The organism is Streptomyces sp. NPDC028907, assembly GCF_055564995.1.
The window spans coordinates 776,844-794,167 of sequence record NZ_JBVHVE010000002.1; the positions used below are offsets into that span (position 1 = coordinate 776,844).

16 protein-coding genes are annotated in these 17,324 nt (G+C 71.3%); 12 read left to right on the forward strand and 4 right to left on the reverse strand.

The annotated features are described in order from the left end of the window. Positions 1 to 151: 151 nt before the first annotated feature. Positions 152 to 1,813, forward strand: a complete 1,662-nt coding sequence (locus ACZ4UU_RS08065) for a DAK2 domain-containing protein (protein ID WP_468037543.1) — start codon at positions 152 to 154, stop codon at positions 1,811 to 1,813. A 6-nt stretch (positions 1,814 to 1,819) separates the two neighbouring features. Here ACZ4UU_RS08065 and ACZ4UU_RS08070 read toward each other — a convergent pair whose 3' ends face one another. Together ACZ4UU_RS08070 and ACZ4UU_RS08075 are read right to left on the reverse strand one after the other, a co-directional pair. Further along, positions 1,820 to 4,792: a tetratricopeptide repeat protein gene (locus ACZ4UU_RS08070; protein ID WP_468037545.1), complete on the reverse strand. Its 2,973-nt coding sequence runs from the start codon at positions 4,790 to 4,792 to the stop codon at positions 1,820 to 1,822. Beyond that, a complete protein-coding gene (locus tag ACZ4UU_RS08075; protein WP_468037547.1) occupies positions 4,789 to 6,627 on the reverse strand; it encodes an HSP90 family protein in 1,839 nt (612 codons plus the stop codon). Before ACZ4UU_RS08075 ends, ACZ4UU_RS08070 begins: the two co-directional genes overlap by 4 nt. Positions 6,628 to 6,818: 191 nt before the next feature. Between ACZ4UU_RS08075 and recG the strand changes: the two genes are divergently transcribed. From recG to mutM, 8 genes are all read left to right on the forward strand, one after another. Continuing rightward, on the forward strand, positions 6,819 to 9,035 hold the full coding sequence (recG, locus tag ACZ4UU_RS08080) for an ATP-dependent DNA helicase RecG (RefSeq protein ID WP_468037549.1): 2,217 nt from the start codon (positions 6,819 to 6,821) through the stop codon (positions 9,033 to 9,035). A gap of 109 nt (positions 9,036 to 9,144) precedes the next feature. Then, on the forward strand, positions 9,145 to 9,732 hold the full coding sequence (gene rsmD, locus ACZ4UU_RS08085; protein ID WP_468037551.1) for a 16S rRNA (guanine(966)-N(2))-methyltransferase RsmD: 588 nt from the start codon (positions 9,145 to 9,147) through the stop codon (positions 9,730 to 9,732). Positions 9,733 to 9,758: 26 nt separating this feature from the next. Continuing rightward, positions 9,759 to 10,238: a pantetheine-phosphate adenylyltransferase gene (gene coaD / locus ACZ4UU_RS08090; protein WP_468037900.1), complete on the forward strand. Its 480-nt coding sequence runs from the start codon at positions 9,759 to 9,761 to the stop codon at positions 10,236 to 10,238. A gap of 58 nt (positions 10,239 to 10,296) precedes the next feature. Continuing rightward, positions 10,297 to 11,379 (forward strand): ATP synthase F0 subunit B, encoded by a 1,083-nt coding sequence (locus ACZ4UU_RS08095; protein WP_468037553.1) that lies wholly within the window; start codon positions 10,297 to 10,299, stop codon positions 11,377 to 11,379. 138 nt (positions 11,380 to 11,517) lie between these two features. Continuing rightward, a complete protein-coding gene (locus tag ACZ4UU_RS08100) occupies positions 11,518 to 12,165 on the forward strand; it encodes a YceD family protein (protein ID WP_468037555.1) in 648 nt (215 codons plus the stop codon). Between the two features lie 2 nt (positions 12,166 to 12,167). Continuing rightward, positions 12,168 to 12,341, forward strand: a complete 174-nt coding sequence (rpmF, locus tag ACZ4UU_RS08105) for a 50S ribosomal protein L32 (RefSeq protein ID WP_003951102.1) — start codon at positions 12,168 to 12,170, stop codon at positions 12,339 to 12,341. 7 nt (positions 12,342 to 12,348) lie between these two features. Continuing rightward, the gene (rnc, locus tag ACZ4UU_RS08110) at positions 12,349 to 13,203 is read left to right on the forward strand and encodes a ribonuclease III (RefSeq protein ID WP_468037557.1); all 855 of its coding nucleotides are present in this window, start codon (positions 12,349 to 12,351) and stop codon (positions 13,201 to 13,203) included. 82 nt (positions 13,204 to 13,285) lie between these two features. Further along, a complete protein-coding gene (gene mutM, locus ACZ4UU_RS08115) occupies positions 13,286 to 14,146 on the forward strand; it encodes a bifunctional DNA-formamidopyrimidine glycosylase/DNA-(apurinic or apyrimidinic site) lyase (RefSeq protein ID WP_468037559.1) in 861 nt (286 codons plus the stop codon). Here mutM and ACZ4UU_RS08120 read toward each other — a convergent pair. Beyond that, positions 14,119 to 14,520, reverse strand: a complete 402-nt coding sequence (locus tag ACZ4UU_RS08120) for a winged helix-turn-helix transcriptional regulator (protein WP_468037561.1) — start codon at positions 14,518 to 14,520, stop codon at positions 14,119 to 14,121. The genes mutM and ACZ4UU_RS08120 overlap by 28 nt on opposite strands. A 199-nt stretch (positions 14,521 to 14,719) precedes the next feature. On the opposite strand from ACZ4UU_RS08120, the gene ACZ4UU_RS08125 reads away from it, so the two are divergent. Then, the gene (locus tag ACZ4UU_RS08125) at positions 14,720 to 15,076 is read left to right on the forward strand and encodes a hypothetical protein (RefSeq protein ID WP_468037563.1); all 357 of its coding nucleotides are present in this window, start codon (positions 14,720 to 14,722) and stop codon (positions 15,074 to 15,076) included. Between the two features lie 3 nt (positions 15,077 to 15,079). Here ACZ4UU_RS08125 and ACZ4UU_RS08130 read toward each other — a convergent pair whose 3' ends face one another. Beyond that, a complete protein-coding gene (locus ACZ4UU_RS08130; RefSeq protein WP_468037565.1) occupies positions 15,080 to 16,222 on the reverse strand; it encodes a CAP domain-containing protein in 1,143 nt (380 codons plus the stop codon). A gap of 152 nt (positions 16,223 to 16,374) precedes the next feature. Here ACZ4UU_RS08130 and ACZ4UU_RS08135 point away from each other — a divergent pair, with 152 nt between their 5' ends. Both ACZ4UU_RS08135 and ACZ4UU_RS08140 read left to right on the forward strand, forming a co-directional pair. Continuing rightward, positions 16,375 to 16,656: an acylphosphatase gene (locus ACZ4UU_RS08135; protein WP_217215096.1), complete on the forward strand. Its 282-nt coding sequence runs from the start codon at positions 16,375 to 16,377 to the stop codon at positions 16,654 to 16,656. Positions 16,657 to 17,039: 383 nt separating this feature from the next. Continuing rightward, positions 17,040 to 17,243: a hypothetical protein gene (locus ACZ4UU_RS08140; RefSeq protein WP_007493378.1), complete on the forward strand. Its 204-nt coding sequence runs from the start codon at positions 17,040 to 17,042 to the stop codon at positions 17,241 to 17,243. Positions 17,244 to 17,324 lie beyond the last annotated feature (81 nt).

Below are 17,324 nucleotides of genomic sequence, written 5' to 3' on the forward strand. Positions count from 1 at the left end.
TTTCATCGGGCAACCGGAGCAGCATACAACGACTGCGCCAGTCCAACGAAACTACCATGCCTGCTCAGGGGCCCGCCCCCGGCCCGCTTCCGGCGCGCACCCGCCCTGGGTCTACGCTGCGTGCCACGGTCGGCAGCTCAAGGAGGCGCAGGTGGCGCAGGTGCCGCAGACATTCTTCGATGCTCTCGCGGTGCGCACCTGGTGCGGTCTCGCGCTGGAGTCACTCGGTCGGGCGCGTGAGGAGATCGACGCGATCAACGTCTATCCCGTGGCCGACGGGGACACGGGGACGAACCTGTACCTGACCGTGGAATCGGCGGTCGCGGCCGTGGAGGCCGTGTTCACCGCGTACGACGTCGGTAGGCCCACCCTCGCGGACGCGGCCCGCGCGATGGCGCACGGGGCCCTCATCGGCGCCCGGGGGAACTCCGGGACGATCCTCGCCCAACTGCTGCGGGGCATGGCCCAGGTGCTCGCCGCCGCCGGTGAGACGGCTCACACCGACGGCTCCGGTCTCCGGCTCGCCCTGCGGCACGCGGCCGACTCCGCCCGCCAGGCCGTGGCCCACCCGGTCGAGGGCACGGTCCTCACGGTCGCCTCGGCCGCCGCCGACGCGGCAGGCGGGGCGAAGGGCGACGACTGCGGGGCGGTCGCGCGAGCGGCCTACGAGGGGGCACGTGCGGCGCTGGCGGCCACCCCCGGGCAGTTGGCGGTCCTGGAGCGCGCGGGGGTCGTCGACGCCGGGGGACGAGGGCTGGTGGCGGTGCTGGGGGCGCTGGTGGAGACGTTCACGGGGAAGGCGGTGGCGGTCCCCGCGGTGGTGTCCGGGGCGCACGCGCGCGTGGAGCCCGAGACGGCCGAGGAATGCGCCGACTCCCTGGACGAGAGCGGTCCCGCCTTCGAGGTGATCTATCTGCTGGAGGCCGAGGACGCCGCCGTGGACCGGCTCCGGGAGCGGCTCGACGGCCTAGGGGACTCGCTCGTGATCGTCGGCGGTGACGGGCTGTGGAACGTCCATGTGCACGTCGACGACGCCGGGGCCGCGGTGGAGGCCGGCGTCGAGGCCGGACGGCCGTACCGGATCCGGATCACCCACTTCGGTGCCGGTGATGTGCACACCACCGGTGCCGAGCGGCCGCCCCGGGAACGGGCCCAGCGGGCCGTCGTCGCCGTCGTGCCGGGCGAGGGACTGGCCGGGCTGTACGGCGAGGCCGGCGCGACCACCGTCCTCGCGCGCCCCGGGGAGCCGCCCGCGAGCGGGGAGCTCGTGGAGGCCGTACGGCGTGCCCACGCGCGCGAGGTCGTGCTGCTGCCCAATGACGCCGAGCTGCGCCACACCGCGGCCGCCGCGGCCGAGCAGGCCCGCGCGGAGGGCATCCGGGTGGCGCTGATCCCGACCCGCTCCGCGGTCCAGGGCATCGCGGCGCTCGCCGTGCACGAACCGGAGCGCCGCTTCGACGAGGACGTCGTGTCGATGACCTCGGCGGCCGGCGCGACCCGCTACGCCGAGGTCGCCGTCGCCGAACGCCAGTCCTGGACCATGGCCGGCATCTGCCAGGCCGGCGACGTCCTCGGCCTCGTCGACGGCGACGTCGCCGTGATCGGGACGGACGTCACCGCCACCGCCGAGACCGTCCTCGACCGGATGCTCTCGGCAGGCGGCGAACTCGTCACCCTCGTCCTCGGCGACGAGGCACCCGAGACGATCGCCGAGCACCTCGAAGCACGCGTGCGTGAGGCCTATCTCGCCGTCGACACGGTGGTGTACCGGGGTGGGCGGCAAGGAGCGCTGCTGCTCATCGGCGTCGAGTAGCTCCCGCTACTCGGCGTCCTGTTCCTCCATGACCTGAAGCATCTGCTCGGCCTCGGCGCGCCGCTCCCGCGCCGCCTCGTCGGCCTCGTCGCGGCCCTCGTACGCCGTCAGCACCGCACGCGCGCGTGCCGCGGCCCGCTCCGGGCGGCTCAGGTCGGCCTCCAGCCAGCCCGCGGCGAGTTCGGCGCCGGTGCGGTTGTGCAGCGCGTCGTCGCCGAGGGCGGCGAACACCGCGACGGCCTGGGTCACTTGGGCCAGGGCCGCCTCCAGCGCGGCACGGATCGACTCGTCCTCGGCGTCCTCCGTGGCCGAACGGGCGAGCAGGTCGCTGAACTGCCGGTGCGTATGGCCCAGTTCGGCGACCAGCAGCCGACGTGCCTCCTCGTCGTCCGCGGAGTCCAGCGCCGCCGTGCACGCGTTGATCGCGCTCGCCATCAACGCGGACGCCGTGTCGTCCCCGCCGTCCCGGCGGCCCTCCGTGCCCTCCAGCCGCAACACCAGCCACGCGCGGGCGCGCAGGGAGCGGACGAGGCCGTGGACGTTGCCGAGCTCGCGCCACAGGGCGCCCGCGCGCGCGTACGCCTGGTCGGCCTCGGTGTGCAGGCCCGCGTGGCCGAGGGACTCGGCGGCGAGGTGGGCGAGCGTGGCGTGGTCGTGCTGTTCGGGCCAGTGCCGGGCGATCTCGGCGGCCTGAAGGCGGCGTTCGGCGGCCTCGCGGTGTTCGCCGAGCTCGCTCAGACAGTCGCCGAGCCACCACAGGGTCTGGACGATCGCGCCGTCGCCGTGCATCTCGGCGGTCAGGTCGGGCAGCGCCGACTCCAGGACCTCGGCGGCCTCGGCGAACCGCCCCTGATGCAGCAGGAACCCGCCGAGCTGCTGGCGCGCCCAGGCCCCCAGCGTCCGGCTCTCGCCCGCCTCGTCGGCCCAGTGCGCCGCCTCCAGGGCGTGCTCCGCGGCCTCCTCGGCCAGCCCCCGGCCACCGAGCACCTCGGCCAGCTGGAGGTGCAGCTGGGCCCGCCCGGGCGCCTCCAGGTGCGGCCCGCCGTGCTCCAGGGCCGCCCGCAGCGCCCGCTCGGCCTCGGCCGTGTCGCCGAGATGGTGCGCGAGCCCGGCCAGCCGGGCCTCGTACTCCACCGCGAACCACGGCAGCCCCGCCCCGACGAACGCCTCCGAAGCCCGGGCGAACAGCTCCGCGGCCCGCTCCACGTCCCCGGCGAGCGCCGCCAGCTCCGCGAGCATGGCCTGCCCCTCCGCGGCCCGCGCAGCCAGCCGTACGTCGTCCCCGGCCCGTCCGTCGACGAGCGCGAGCACCTCACCCGCGGCGGCCCTGGCGTCGGCCAGGGCCGCCTCCTGCGTCGCGCCCTCCGCCTCGTGCGCCCGCCGCATCAGGATCCGCGCCCGGCTCATCAGCACGGCCGCCGTCTGCCGTACGCCCGTGCCGTCCTCGGCGTACAGCGCGAGGACCCGGTCGTACAGGTCGGCGACCACCGCGAGGGCCTCGGGCACATCGCCGGTGAGAGCGCGTACGTACGCCCCACGCGCGTGTGCCGCCAGGGCCTCCCCGGGGTCGCCGGCCTCCGCGTACAGCCCGGCGGCCTCCTCGAACAGGACGATGCCCTGCGGGCCCAGGTCCATCGCCTGGTGGTCGGCGATCTCCGCGCGGTCTCGGGCGGTCAGCTCAACGCCCTCGGCGGCTCGCGAGACGGCCGCCCAGGCCGCGATGGCGTGGGGCTGCAAGGTGTCAGACAGCCGACGTGCCTCGATGAGGAGCGCGGCCAGGTCGGGCTCCGCCGACGCGCCCTCGGAACCGCCGGCGACGTTGGCCGTGGCCGGCGCGGGCTCCGCCACCCCGGTCGGCCGCGCCGCCGCCGTACGCACTCCCAGCGGCAGCCGCTCCACCAGCGGCCGCTGGTCCATGCGCGCGCGTGCCCGCTCACTGACGTGTGCCGTGCCGTTGCGCCGGTCGAAGCCCGCCGCCAGCGCGAGGGCCTCCCCACGCGCGTGTGCGGCGAGTTCACGGGCGGTCCAGTCACGGCCCGCCGGGCCGGGCACCCGCTGATCGCCCAGTCCCAGCTCACTCAGGCGGTCCATGAGCAGGGCCACCACCGCCATGAACTCCAGCTTGCTGCGCGGATGCCCGTCGTCCGTGAAGTACGCGGGCCGCTCCGCCAGCAGCTCCAGGCCGCGTGCCTCGTTGCCGCTGAGCGCGCAGAACTCCACGTGGTCCGCGTAGGCGCCGCGCATGCTCTCCATGGCCCGTACGAGCCGGAAGCCCCGCAGATGGTGGGCGCGGGCCTCGTCCAGGCGGCCCAGGCGCAGCAGCGGCGCCAGGGAGGACGCGAGGACGGTGTGCGGTTCGTGGGCGCAGGTGAACTCGCCCGCCAGGACCGGCCCCCACAGCCGGATCGCCTCGGCGTCCCGGCCCCGCTCGGCCTGCCACCAGCCCTGCACGTGCAGCTCGCACGCGTGGCAGTCGGCCATGCTGTCCCGGTCGGCCGCCAGCCAGGCCGCGTAGGCACGCTCGGCCCGCGCCACGTCCCCGACATGCGCGGCCACGCTGAACTCGGCGCTGCGCACGGCCCGTTCGGAGTGCGCGGCGAGCCGGTAGCGGTGCTCCATCTCGCCGAGCCACTTCTCGATCGAGGCCAGCGGGACGTGCGGCTGGTCGAGCATGCCGGACGACATCCACTTGAAGACCCAGTGCAGTGAGTGCGTCTCGTACTCGTCGAAGTCCTCGGGGCGCTCGTCCCACATGCGCAGCAGACGCGCGAACGGGACGAACATCTTGTCCTTCTCGGAGCTGTAGTTGTAGACCTTCAGCTGGTGTCCGAGCGCCTCGATCACGGCGAGCGGGACGTTCAGCTTCTCGGCCTCGGCCAGCAGCTGCTCCGCGCGCGCGTTGCGGGCGGGACCCTCCGGCTCCTCGGAGTTGTCCGCCATCGCCCGGCGCAGCGAGTCGAAGTCCGTGACGTCGCTCATCGGCGGCCCTCCTCGCCGTTCGTGGCCCACTCCAGCAGGCCGATGAAGGCCCGGTTCAGCAGCGCGGAGTCCGCGGGCCTGAGCGGGCGCTGCGCCATCAGCAGGGCCTGCCCGTACAGGGACTCGGTGGCGGTGCCGATCAACTCCGGGTCGCCCAGGGAACTGATCCGCCGGATCAGCGGGTTGAGGTGGTTGAGCACCAGACGCGCGCGTGGCGCGCTGCCGCGCAGCGAGCCGAGGATGCCGGCCCACAGGTCGTCGGCCTGCTCCTCGGCCTCCGCGCGGGCCTGCTCGTGGCGGGCCGCGCGGTCGTCGAGGTGCAGCGCCGGCACGGACAGCGGGTGGAAGGCGCGCAGCACGACGTCACAGCCCAGCGGGTCGAGCTTCGCCCGCGCGGCCGCCAGGAAGCCGGCCAGGGCCAGCTCCTCGGCCGGGTCGACGGCGTCCAGATGCGCGGTCACGGTGTCGGCGTCCAGCTCGGCGACGACCGTCCCCGGCCGCACCGACGGCAGCGCCTCGACCAGCTCGCTGTCGTACGTGTAACCGCCGTTGATCACCCCGACGCCCTGCGCGGACGCGATCGGCGCGACCTGCCGGTACTCCTCGACGGTCCGCGTGAAGTGCACCACCGGGTGCCGCTGCGCGAACTCCTCCAGGGACAGCCGCCCGTCGGTCGTCTCGAACGGCAGCCACGGCAGCATCGTCCGCAGCATCTCCTTGTCGTGCCGCGCGAGCGACTTCACGCCCAGATGGTGCACGGCCAGGAAGGCGGCCAGCCGCTCCGGATCACCCGCAGCGAGCCCGGTCAGCCAGGACCGAATCCTTTCGCCGAGCGCCTCCCGTACGGCCGCCAGCGTCTCGTCCTCGTACAGCGACTCGCGCGAGGCGGTGGGCCGCAGGCTGTCCGTGTCGAGCACACAGCGCACGAAGAACGCCCAGTCGGGCAGCAGCTGTTCGGCGCGCTCGGTCAGCAGCATGCCCTTGAGATGGACGCGATGACCCGCCCGCTGGGCCGGGCTGACCGACGAGGGAAGGACGTACGCCACGCCACGGATCCCGGCGAGCGGCACGTCCAGGTCGATCGAGTCCAGCGGGGTGAAGCCGAACAGGTCGTGACAGTGCCGCGCCAGGGCCACCCTGCGGTTGGCGGGGGAGGCGTACGGCCGGTCCCAGGGCGCGGGCAGGTCGGTGACCGCCTCGCCGCCGACCCGGACGTCGTACGGCAGCAGTGAGCCGAAGTCCCGCGCCAGCGCCAGCACCCGGTCCTCGGCCAGCCACTCGGCGGCCCCGGCCCGCGCCACCAGGTGCACGGTCGTGCCCGGCTCGGTACGGGCGTCGTCCGGCAGCGTCCGCACGGTGTACGAACCGTCGTCCGTCGCCGTCCACTCCACGGGCGCCGCGTCCGGCGTACGGGCGCTGCGGCTGACCACCCGGATCCGCTCGGCGACCACGAAACAGGCCAGCAGACCGATGCCGAACTGCCCCAGGAAGTCGGACCGCGCCTCCTGAAGTCCCTCGGCACGCTTGGAGCTGCGCCCGATGGTCGCGAGGAGGCTGTGCACGTCCGCCTCGGTGAGCCCGACCCCGGAGTCCTCGACCCGCAGGGCGCCCGCCGCGGCGTGCAACCACACCTTGGCCGGCGCGTCCGGCTCCTCGGCGCGTCTGGCGGTGATGGCGTCGACGGCGTTCTGCAACAGTTCGCGCAGGTAGACCTTCGGGCTGGAGTAGAGATGGTGGGAGAGCAGGTCCACCAGACCACGCAGGTCGACCTGGAACGTATGAGGTGACTGGGGCGGCTGAGGTACCTGGGATGACTGTGAGGTCTGGGAGTCCATCGTCACGGCGCCGTTGGGGGGACTTGGCGGACGGCGCGGGGTCGGGCGGTCCCGGTGAGGCGGTGACCGCGAAAGGATGGCCGGAGCGCGCCATCCTAGAGCCGAAACCAAACGTCTGACCAGGGGTTTCCGGGACGTTTACCGGGACGGGCGCCGCGACCTCTACGGCATTGTCAGTGCCGTGGTGTGGAATGGATCTCGTGCCCGCACTGGAAGAACCACTGAAGAAAGTGCTCGGCCCTCCCACCGCCAAGGTGATGGCCGAGCACCTCGGCCTGCACACCGTCGGCGACCTTCTGCACCACTACCCGCGCAGATACGAGGAGCGCGGCCAGCTCACGCACCTGGCCGACCTCCCCATGGACGAGCACGTCACGGTGGTCGCCATGGTCGCGGACGCCCGCCTGCACTCCTTCGCCTCCTCGAAGGCCCCCCGAGGCAAGGGCCAGCGCCTCGAAGTCACGATCACGGACGGCAGCGGCCGCCTCCAACTGGTCTTCTTCGGCGCCGGCGTTCACAAGCCCCACAAGGAGCTCCTGCCGGGCACCCGCGCGATGTTCGCGGGCAAGGTCTCCGTATTCAACCGCCGACTGCAACTGGCACACCCGGCGTACGAGTTGCTGCGCGGCGCCGACAACGAGGCGGTGGAGACGGTCGAGACCTGGGCCGGCGCCCTGATCCCGATCTATCCCGCCACCGCCAAACTGGAGTCCTGGAAGATCGGCAAGGCCATCCAGACGGTCCTGCCCAGCGCCCAGGAGGCCGTCGACCCCCTCCCGGACACCCTCCGCGCGGGCCGCGGCCTGGTCACCCTCCCCGAGGCCCTCCTCAAGATCCACCGCCCGCACACCAAGGCCGACATCGAGGACGCCCGCTCCCGCCTCAAGTGGGACGAGGCCTTCGTCCTCCAGGTCGCCCTGGCCCGCCGCCGCCACGCGGACGCCCAACTCCCCGCGGTGGCCCGCAGGCCCAAGCCGGACGGCCTCCTGACGTCCTTCGACGACCGTCTCCCGTTCACCCTCACCGAGGGCCAGCAGAAGGTCTCGAAGGAGATCTTCGACGACCTCGCGACCGAGCATCCGATGCATCGGTTGCTCCAAGGAGAGGTGGGCAGCGGAAAAACCATGGTGGCGCTGCGCGCCATGCTCGCGGTGGTCGACGCCGGCGGTCAGGCCGCCATGCTCGCGCCCACCGAGGTCCTCGCCCAGCAGCATCACCGCTCGATCGTCGAGATGATGGGCGAGCTGGCCGAGGGCGGCATGCTGGGCGGCGCCGAGCAGGCCACCAAGGTGGTGCTGCTGACCGGCTCCATGGGCGCGGCAGCCCGCCGCCAGGCCCTGCTCGACCTGGTCACCGGCGAGGCGGGGATCGTGATCGGCACCCATGCGCTGATCGAGGACAAGGTGCAGTTCCACGACCTCGGCCTGGTCGTGGTCGACGAACAGCACCGCTTCGGCGTGGAGCAGCGCGACGCCCTGCGCGGCAAGGGCAAACAGCCTCCGCACCTGCTCGTGATGACGGCCACGCCCATCCCGCGCACCGTCGCCATGACCGTCTTCGGCGACCTGGAGACCTCGGTCCTCGACCAGCTCCCGGCCGGCCGCTCACCCATCGCCTCCCATGTCGTCCCCGCCGCCGACAAGCCCCACTTCCTGGCCCGCGCCTGGGAGCGGGTGCGCGAGGAGGTCGCGGGCGGTCATCAGGCGTACGTCGTCTGCCCGCGCATCGGCGACGAGGAGGACGACCCGAAGAAGTCCGGCAAGAAGAAGTCCCCGGAGGACGAGGCCGAGAAGCGCCCGCCCCTCGCCGTCCTGGAGGTGGCCGACCAGCTGGCCAAGGGCCCCCTCCAAGGCCTGCGCGTAGAGGTGCTGCACGGCCGTATGCACCCCGACGACAAGGACGCCGTCATGCGCCGCTTCGCCGCCGGCGAGACCGACGTCCTGGTCGCCACGACCGTCATCGAGGTCGGCGTGAACGTCCCCAACGCCACCGCGATGGTCATCATGGACGCCGACCGCTTCGGCGTCTCCCAACTCCACCAGCTCCGCGGCCGCGTCGGCCGAGGCTCGGCACCCGGGCTCTGCCTCCTGGTCACCGAGATGCCGGAGGCCAGCGCCGCCCGCCAGCGCCTGAACGCGGTCGCCTCCACCCTCGACGGCTTCGAACTCTCCCGCATCGACCTCGAACAACGCCGCGAGGGCGACGTCCTGGGCCAGGCCCAGTCGGGAGCCCGTACTTCGCTGCGGGTCCTCGCCGTCATCGAGGACGAGGAGATCATCGCGGAGGCGAGGGACGAGGCGGCGGCCGTGGTGGCGGCGGACCCGGAGCTGGAGCAGCTCCCCGGCCTACGCACGGCCCTGGACGCCCTCCTGGACGAGGAGAGGGAGCAGTACTTGGAAAAGGGGTGAGCGATAACGTCCCTCAAGGGGCGCGGGGCTGTATGGACCATGCGGCTACCGCCGCGGGGGCGCGACCAGCCACACTGAACCTAAAGCCGCTCACAACCAAGGACCAAAGATGACCCGCGTGATCGCCGGCGCAGCCGGCGGACGTCGCCTGGCCGTGCCCCCCGGCACGGGAACCCGCCCCACCTCCGACCGCGCACGCGAAGGTCTCTTCTCCACCTGGCAGTCCCTCCTGGGCGGCCCCCTGGACGGCGAACGTGTCCTCGACCTCTACGCGGGCTCGGGCGCAGTCGGCCTCGAAGCCCTGTCCCGCGGCGCGAGCCACACCCTCCTGGTCGAGGCCGACGCGCGAGCGGCACGCACCGTCCGCGAGAACGTCAAGAACCTCGGCCTCCCCGGCGCCGAGGTGAGATCGGGCAAAGCCGAACAGATCATCCAGACCCCGGCGCCGACCGAGCCGTACGACCTCGTCTTCCTGGACCCCCCGTACCGAGTCACAGATCACGATCTTCGCGAGATTCTGCTCACACTCCGCTCAGAGGGCTGGCTCGCGCCCGAGGCACTCGTCACCGTGGAGCGCAGCACCAGAGGTGGCGAATTCCGGTGGCCGGACGGTTTCGAAGCGATCCGGGCCCGTCGTTACGGCGAGGGAACGTTTTGGTACGGTCGCGCCGCCTCCACGTGCGAAGACGCACGATGACCGGACCCGAGAGCGAGGGATCACCAGTGCGCCGCGCCGTCTGTCCCGGGTCGTTCGACCCGATCACCAACGGACACCTCGACATCATTTCCCGCGCCTCAAGGCTGTATGACGAGGTCTACGTCGCCGTCATGATCAACAAGGCCAAGAAGGGCCTGTTCGAGGTCGACGAGCGACTCGACCTCATCCGCCAGGTCACGGCGGAGTACGGGAACGTCCGGGTCGAGGCCTTCCACGGCCTCCTCGTCGACTTCTGCAAGCAGCGCGACATCCCGGCCATCGTGAAGGGCCTGCGCGCGGTCAGCGACTTCGACTACGAGCTTCAGATGGCCCAGATGAACAACGGCCTCTCGGGCGTGGAGACCCTCTTCGTCCCGACCAACCCCACCTACAGCTTCCTGTCCTCCTCCCTCGTCAAGGAGGTGGCGACCTGGGGCGGCGACGTCTCCCACCTCGTGCCGCCGGTGGTACTGGAGGCCCTCAACGAGCGCCTGCGCAAGGACTGATGGGGCTACAGTCGTCCCGTCCGTCTCCATCACAGCTGTAGAGAGTGGCGAGCACACGGTGGACGTGCAGAAGAAGCTCGACGAGATCGTCTCGGCGGTCTCAGGTGCCCGGTCGATGCCCATGTCGGCCTCGTGCGTGGTCAACCGCGCCGAACTGCTCTCGATGCTGGAAGAGGTCCGCGCGGCCCTGCCCGGTTCCCTCGCCCAGGCCGAGGAGCTGATCGGCGGCCGTGAGCAGATGGTCGAGCAGGCCCGCCAGGAGGCCGAGCGGATCATCCAGGGCGCGCACGCCGAGCGCGGCTCCCTGATCTCCGACACCGAGGTCGCCCGCCGCTCCCAGGCCGAGGCCGACCGCATCCTCGCCGAGGCCCGCAAGGAGGCCGAGGACGTCCGCGCGGAGGCCGACGACTACGTCGACTCCAAGCTCGCCAACTTCGAGGTCGTCCTCACCAAGACCCTCGGCTCCGTCGGCCGCGGCCGCGAGAAGCTCCTCGGCACCGGCCCCGGCACCGACGAGAACGGCTACGAGGACGAGGACGCCCCCGAGCGCAGCCACGACCCGGAGACCCTGCGCCGCAGTGCCGACGAATACGTCGACGTGAAGCTCGGGGCCTTCGAGGCGGTCCTGGCCAAGACCCTGGAGGCCGTCGGCCGCGGCCGGCAGAAGCTGCACGGCCGGATCGCCACCGACGACCTCGGCGCCCTCGCCGACGACACCGGCACCGTCCAGCACTCCAGCGACGCCGACTACCTCGCCGACCTCGCCGCGCTCGCGGAGCAGGACGCCTCGGCGGCCCCCGCCGAGCAGCCGGCCGCGGCCGTACCGCCACAGCCGCAGTACGACCCGCAGACCGCGCAGCCGGCGTACGGCTACCAGCAGCAGACCGCGGATCCGTACGGCTACCAGCAGCAGTACGGCGGCCAGCAGGACCCGTACGGCTACCAGCAGGCCGACCCCTACGCCTACCAGGGCTACGCCCCCCAGCAGGCCGCCTACGACCCTGGCCAGGACCAGCACCAGGTCCCGCAGCAGACCGCGCAGGGCAACCAGGGCTACGCGCTCGACGAGACCAGCCTCTTCGACACCAGCATGATCAGCGCGGAGCAGCTGCGGGCCTACGAGCAGGGGCGAGGACAGTAAGAGACAGCCGGATTGGGCCGTGAGCGAAAGGTCCAGTATCCTGGCTCTTCGGTCGCGTGTACGTCCGCGATCAACGCTGCCCGGGTAACACCGAAGGGCAGTGACCCCTGAGCTCAGCAGATCGAAAGCAGGAATGGCGTGACAGCCCGCCTCGACCACCGCAACCCTCTCGTGTTCGACACACACGAGCTGGGTCGGCGGCCCGGTGCGCTGCAGCGCCTGACCCGCACGATCGACGCCCCCAAGGACTTCGGTATCCAGGGGGTCGTCGGAGTGCCGGAAGGCGCCCCGGTCGAGCTCGAACTCCGACTCGAGTCGGTCATGGAAGGGGTGCTCGTCACAGGCACCGCCCGTGCACAGGCCGAGGGGGAGTGCGTAAGGTGTCTGGAGCCGCTTCAGCTCGACGTCGAAGCGGAATTCCAGGAGATGTTCTCGTACCCTGACGCCGACGACCGGGGCCGCCATCACAGCGCGGAACCGGGCGACGACGCCGAGGACGACGAGGACAGGCTCTTTCTCGAGGACGGCCTGTTCGACCTCGAAGCCGTGCTGCGCGATGCGGTGGTGCTCGCACTGCCGATGCAGCCGGTGTGCCAGGAAGACTGCCCAGGACTGTGCGCCGAGTGCGGTGCGCGCCTTGCGGACGACCCGGACCACCACCATGACGCCGTCGACATCCGTTGGGCGGCATTGCAGGGACTCGCCGGTTCACTCGAAGACGGCGAGAAGGACGAGATGAGCGGCGCTGACGCGGAAGCGGGCGTCGACGAGAAGCAGGAGAAGTAGCCGTGGCTGTTCCGAAGCGGAAGATGTCGCGCAGCAACACGCGCCACCGCCGGTCGCAGTGGAAGGCTGCGGTCCCCACCCTGGTTGCGTGCGAGCGCTGCCACGAGCCCAAGCAGCAGCACATCGCGTGCCCGTCTTGTGGCACCTACAACAAGCGCCAGGTCCTCGAGGTCTGAGCGGCTGGTGAGAGGCACTGTGTCCACTGCCAAGAAGGCGGAAGACGCCAAGGCGGACCCACACGCCCGTAAGAAGGCGGACAACCAGGCCTCGTCCCACACGCTGTTGGAAGGGCGGCTCGGGTACAAGCTCGAGTCCGCCCTTCTGGTGCGTGCGCTGACCCACCGGTCGTACGCGTACGAGAACGGCGGCCTGCCCACCAACGAGCGCCTGGAGTTCCTCGGGGACTCCGTTCTCGGCCTCGTTGTCACGGACACGCTGTACCGCACCCACCCCGACCTGCCCGAAGGCCAGCTGGCCAAGTTGCGGGCCGCGGTGGTCAACTCGCGTGCGCTGGCGGAGGTCGGCCGCGGGCTCGACCTGGGCTCCTTCATCCGGCTCGGCCGGGGCGAAGAGGGCACGGGCGGCAGGGACAAGGCATCGATCCTCGCCGACACCCTGGAAGCGGTGATCGGCGCGGTCTATCTCGACCAGGGCCTGGACTCGGCGGCGGAGCTGGTGCACCGCCTGTTCGACCCGCTGATCGAGAAGTCCTCGAACCTCGGAGCCGGCCTGGACTGGAAGACCAGCCTCCAGGAGCTCACCGCGACCGAAGGCCTCGGCGTCCCCGAGTACCTGGTCACGGAGACCGGCCCCGACCACGAGAAGACCTTCACTGCTGCCGCCCGCGTCGGAGGCGTCTCGTACGGCACCGGCACCGGCCGCAGCAAGAAGGAGGCGGAGCAGCAGGCCGCTGAGTCCGCGTGGCGGTCCATCCGGGCCGCGGCGGACGAGCGCGCCAAGAAGGCGAAGGCGGCAGCGGATGCCGCCCAGCAGGACGCCGCTGAGTCCGACGCCGACACGTCGTCGGCCTCCGCCTGACCGAACAGAGCGATCCGAGCGCCCGCACCCCGCCGTGGGGCGGGCGCTCGGTCCATTCAGACGCAGGTTGACGGGGGATCCGATGCCCGAGTTGCCCGAGGTCGAGGTCGTACGACGCGGCCTGGAGCGGTGGGTCGCCCACCGCACCGTCGCCGACGCCGAGGTGCTGCACCCGCGTGCCGTACGGCGGCACATCGCCGGTGCGGACGACTTCGCGCACCGCCTCAAGGGCCACCGGATCGGCACCCCGAGCCGCCGCGGCAAGTATCTGTGGCTGCCCCTGGAGGACACGCACCAGTCGATCCTGGCCCACCTCGGGATGAGCGGTCAGCTGCTGGTCCAGCCGCAGGAGGCGCCCGACGAGAAGCACCTCAGGATCCGGGTGCGGTTCACGGACGCGCTCGCTACCGAGCTGCGGTTCGTCGACCAACGCACCTTCGGCGGGCTGTCGTTGCACGACAACACCGCGGACGGCCTGCCCGACGTCATCGCGCACATCGCCCGCGACCCCCTGGACCCGCTCTTCGACGACGAGGTCTTCCACCAGGCCCTGCGCCGCAAGCGCACCACGATCAAACGGGCCCTGCTCGACCAGTCGTTGATCAGCGGCGTCGGCAACATCTACGCGGACGAGGCCCTGTGGCGCTCCCGCCTCCACTACGACCGCCCGACCGCGACCTTCACGCGCCCGCGCAGTCTCGAACTCCTGGGCCACGTAAGGGATGTGATGAACGCGGCCCTCGCGGTCGGCGGCACGAGCTTCGACAGCCTGTACGTCAACGTCAACGGCGAGTCGGGCTACTTCGACCGGTCACTCGACGCGTACGGCCGTGAGGGACTGCCGTGCAAGCGGTGCGGTACGCCGATGCGGCGGCGGCCCTGGATGAACCGGTCCAGCTACTTCTGCCCGAAGTGTCAGAGGGTGCCGCGCGTCTCGTCGTAGCGCTGACGTGCGTCGAGCACGTCGTTCATCTGCCCCTCCACGAAGTGGATGAGGCTCAGGAGCCGCTCGGCGACCCCGCGTCCGAGCGGCGTCAGTTCGTAGTCGACCCTCGGTGGATTGGTCGGCTGCGCCTCGCGGTGCACCAGGCCGTCCCGCTCCAGGGCGTGCAGCGTCTGGGACAGCATCTTCTCGCTGACGCCGTCGACTCGGCGACGCAGCTCGTTGAAGCGCAGCGAGCCCTCGTACAGGGCGCCGAGCGTGAGTCCGCCCCAGCGGCCCGTCACGTGCTCCAGCGTCCCCCGCGAGGGACAGGCCTTGGCGAACACGTTGTACGGGAGGTGCTGTGCCTCCGTGCACTCGTGCGTGGTGTCCATTCCTCAAGCGTACTTCAACGCAGCGCTAGCGCTCGGTTTGCGCTAACTTATGGTTAGTTTAGCGGTGGTGTTCGCGTGAGGACGCGTCGCGGCCGCCTGAGCGACGTCGTAATGAACGCGTACTAGTCGTAATGAACGCGTACCAGGCGCCGTCCACGCAGTAGCCTGCCCACTGAGCCGGCCACCGGGGGGCGGCGCCTTGGGGGTAGGTGTGTGGGACGGCCCGTTCTACCGGGTGCGCAGAGACGGGTACGAGATCTGCTTCGTCCCGGGCGCGGGGGAGGACCTCGACGAGGTCTGCAACGTCGACATGTGGGTGACGTTCGCCGACGGACAGCGCTGGTCCGGGACCGTCTTCACCCTCGACGAGGCGCGCCGCCTGATGGACCGCTGGCAGGACACCGGGGAATGCCTCGGCGGCCGGTACTTCTACTGCTGGGACAACCTGATCGTCCGGGACCCGGGCGTCCCCGCCATGGTCCAGGTGATCGACGATCTCGTCACCACCGGCGACTACCGGTCGGCCCTGCGCCCGCTGGGCCTCGCCGAGGACTGACCGTCAGTAACCGAAGTCCTGCGTCCACCAGGGCCCGCCGGCGCCGAAGTGCACGCCGACTCCCAGGGTCTTGAAGTCGCAGTTCAGGATGTTGGCCTTGTGGCCCGGGCTGTTCATCCAGGCGTCCATCACCGCGGCGGCGTCGGCCTGGCCGCGGGCTATGTTCTCGCCGCCGAGGTCGGTGATGCCGGCCTTCGCGGCGCGGTCCCACGGGGACGCCCCGCTCGGGTCGGTGTGGTCGAAGAACCCCCGCGCGGCCATGTCCTCGCTGAAGTCCTGGGCCAGGTCCGTGAGCGAGCTGTTGGCGGCGACCGCGCTGCAGCCGACCTGGGCGCGCTCCTGGTTGACGAACTGGAGCACCTCGGCCGCGGCGGCGGCCTGGGCGGACATCTCCACGGGGGCGCCGGTCTGCTCGCGCTCGGGCTCCTTCTCCCTCTCCGGCGCCTTCGTGGCCGTACGGGAAGGAGTCTCCTTCGGCTTCTGGCTGGGCGTGGCCGACGGCTTCTTCGACGGGGTCTTCGTCGGTGCGGCCGACGACGTCGACGGGGCCGGCGAGGTGGGCCGCTCGGCGTCACCGCTGGTGGAGGAGCCGTTGTCCTGGCTGTCGGCGTCGCCGGACGTGCCGCCCTGCTCGGTGGGGGCGTTGGTCGGGGTGTCGGCGGCCTGCACCTTGTCCGCGCCGCTGCCACCGCCGAGCTGGTAGTTGTCGATGCCGGGCACCACGCCCGTGGCGACCGCGACCGTGCCCAGCGCGACCGCAGCGGAGACGCCGAGCAGCCCGGTCTTCACGGGAGCCACGGCCTTCTTCTTGCGTCGGCGGTGCGAGCCGCCCCCGGGGCGCCGGGAGCCGCCGCTTGGCGTGAAGCCGTCACTGCGGAACGCGGCCGTCCCGGTGTCCGGGAACGTGGTCGTGCCGGTGATCCGGTCGTAGTCGTCGTCCGAGGCGAACAGGTAGGCGTCGCTCTTCGCGTAGGCCTCGGCGTACGCCTCCGGGTTCAGATAGGGCGCGATGCCCATCGTCGGGCGGTCGCCGCCGTACGAGTCCAGCGGGTCGTGGCCCTCCGTGAAGGAGCCGTCCGTATGTGTGACCCCCGTGGCGCGGCCCGTGGCGGCGCGGCCGGCGGCGGAGCGTCGGTGGCGTCCCATGTCCTGGCCTTCCTCGTCCCTGCGGTCTCAAGATCCCCACAGAACTCACTCGATCGTGTGAGTTTCATATGGGATTCATTGGGTGGGGACGGTACCCCATGGAGTCCGAGGAGGAAGTGCCCAGAGGGACATTGGCCCGTTAGGTTGCAGTCATGAGCGAGGATGTACGGCTGGTCGCCTGGGTGCGTGGACGCGTCCAAGGTGTGGGTTTCCGCTGGTTCACGCGGGCCAAGGCCCTCGAGATCGGCGGCCTGAGTGGTTTTGCTCTCAATTTGGCCGACGGTCGGGTCCAGGTGGTCGCGGAGGGCTCGCGAGAAGGCTGTGAAGGGCTCCTCGGTTGGCTCGAGGGCGACGACACGCCCGGGCGGGTGGACGGTGTCACCGAGATCTGGGACACACCTCGTGGGGGTTACGACGGCTTCGCCATCCGCTGAGCCGTTTCTGTAAATCGGCCCTGGCGCAAGCGGAGGGACCTGCCACCGGCAACTGCCCCGAGCAGAAATGAGCAGGTGGTTGCCAAGAAGCGCGTGTGGTGGCAGGCTCCGCACTCAAGGATGATCGCCACGCCCCGAGGGCCCCGCAGGAGTCGCCGCGCAGCCGCTTTCCGGCCGTGCGCCACCGGGTTCGCCCGCCAATACGGGGCGTGATCGTGTTGACCGTCAAACTTTTTGGTGAGACGCTGAAAGCCCCGCGCACCTTCGCTGTTTGGCGTGGCTGAACGGCAGCACAACTCAAGGCCTGCCAAGCAACCGCGGGTGCGAATCCCTCACGACCCACACCGCTTCGGTCGGTCACTCATTGTGGAGGACCATCCATCATGGCAAAGGCGCTTCTCGGTTACGTCGGCGGCTCCGACCCTCGACTCCTCGCCGAGATGCGACGGCTCCAGCAGCGCGTACAGGACCTGGAATCCGAGCTCGGACGGATCCAGGCGGAGAACGACGCTCTGCAGGCTGCCGCTTCTCACGACAGGATCATGGAGAGCATCGACGCACACCAGGCGGAGCCTGCGCTCACCTGATCACTGCATCGCTCCGACAGCACAAGCAGGGGTTGGGCTGCCCGTATCCAACCGCTAAGTAGTTGTCAGACGACTGCTGAG

Excerpts from the sequence above, each read along its gene's own strand:
- ACZ4UU_RS08070 (WP_468037545.1), bottom strand. The coding sequence starts at position 4,792 with ATGAGCGACGTCACGGACTTCGACTCGCTGCGCCGGGCGATGGCGGAC.
- ACZ4UU_RS08075 (WP_468037547.1), bottom strand. The coding sequence starts at position 6,627 with ATGGACTCCCAGACCTCACAGTCATCCCAGGTACCTCAGCCGCCCCAG.
- recG (WP_468037549.1), top strand. The coding sequence starts at position 6,819 with ATGGATCTCGTGCCCGCACTGGAAGAACCACTGAAGAAAGTGCTCGGC.
- rsmD (WP_468037551.1), top strand. The coding sequence starts at position 9,145 with ATGACCCGCGTGATCGCCGGCGCAGCCGGCGGACGTCGCCTGGCCGTG.
- mutM (WP_468037559.1), top strand. The coding sequence starts at position 13,286 with ATGCCCGAGTTGCCCGAGGTCGAGGTCGTACGACGCGGCCTGGAGCGG.
- ACZ4UU_RS08120 (WP_468037561.1), bottom strand. The coding sequence starts at position 14,520 with ATGGACACCACGCACGAGTGCACGGAGGCACAGCACCTCCCGTACAAC.
- ACZ4UU_RS08130 (WP_468037565.1), bottom strand. The coding sequence starts at position 16,222 with ATGGGACGCCACCGACGCTCCGCCGCCGGCCGCGCCGCCACGGGCCGC.
- ACZ4UU_RS08135 (WP_217215096.1), top strand. The coding sequence starts at position 16,375 with ATGAGCGAGGATGTACGGCTGGTCGCCTGGGTGCGTGGACGCGTCCAA.
- ACZ4UU_RS08140 (WP_007493378.1), top strand. The coding sequence starts at position 17,040 with ATGGCAAAGGCGCTTCTCGGTTACGTCGGCGGCTCCGACCCTCGACTC.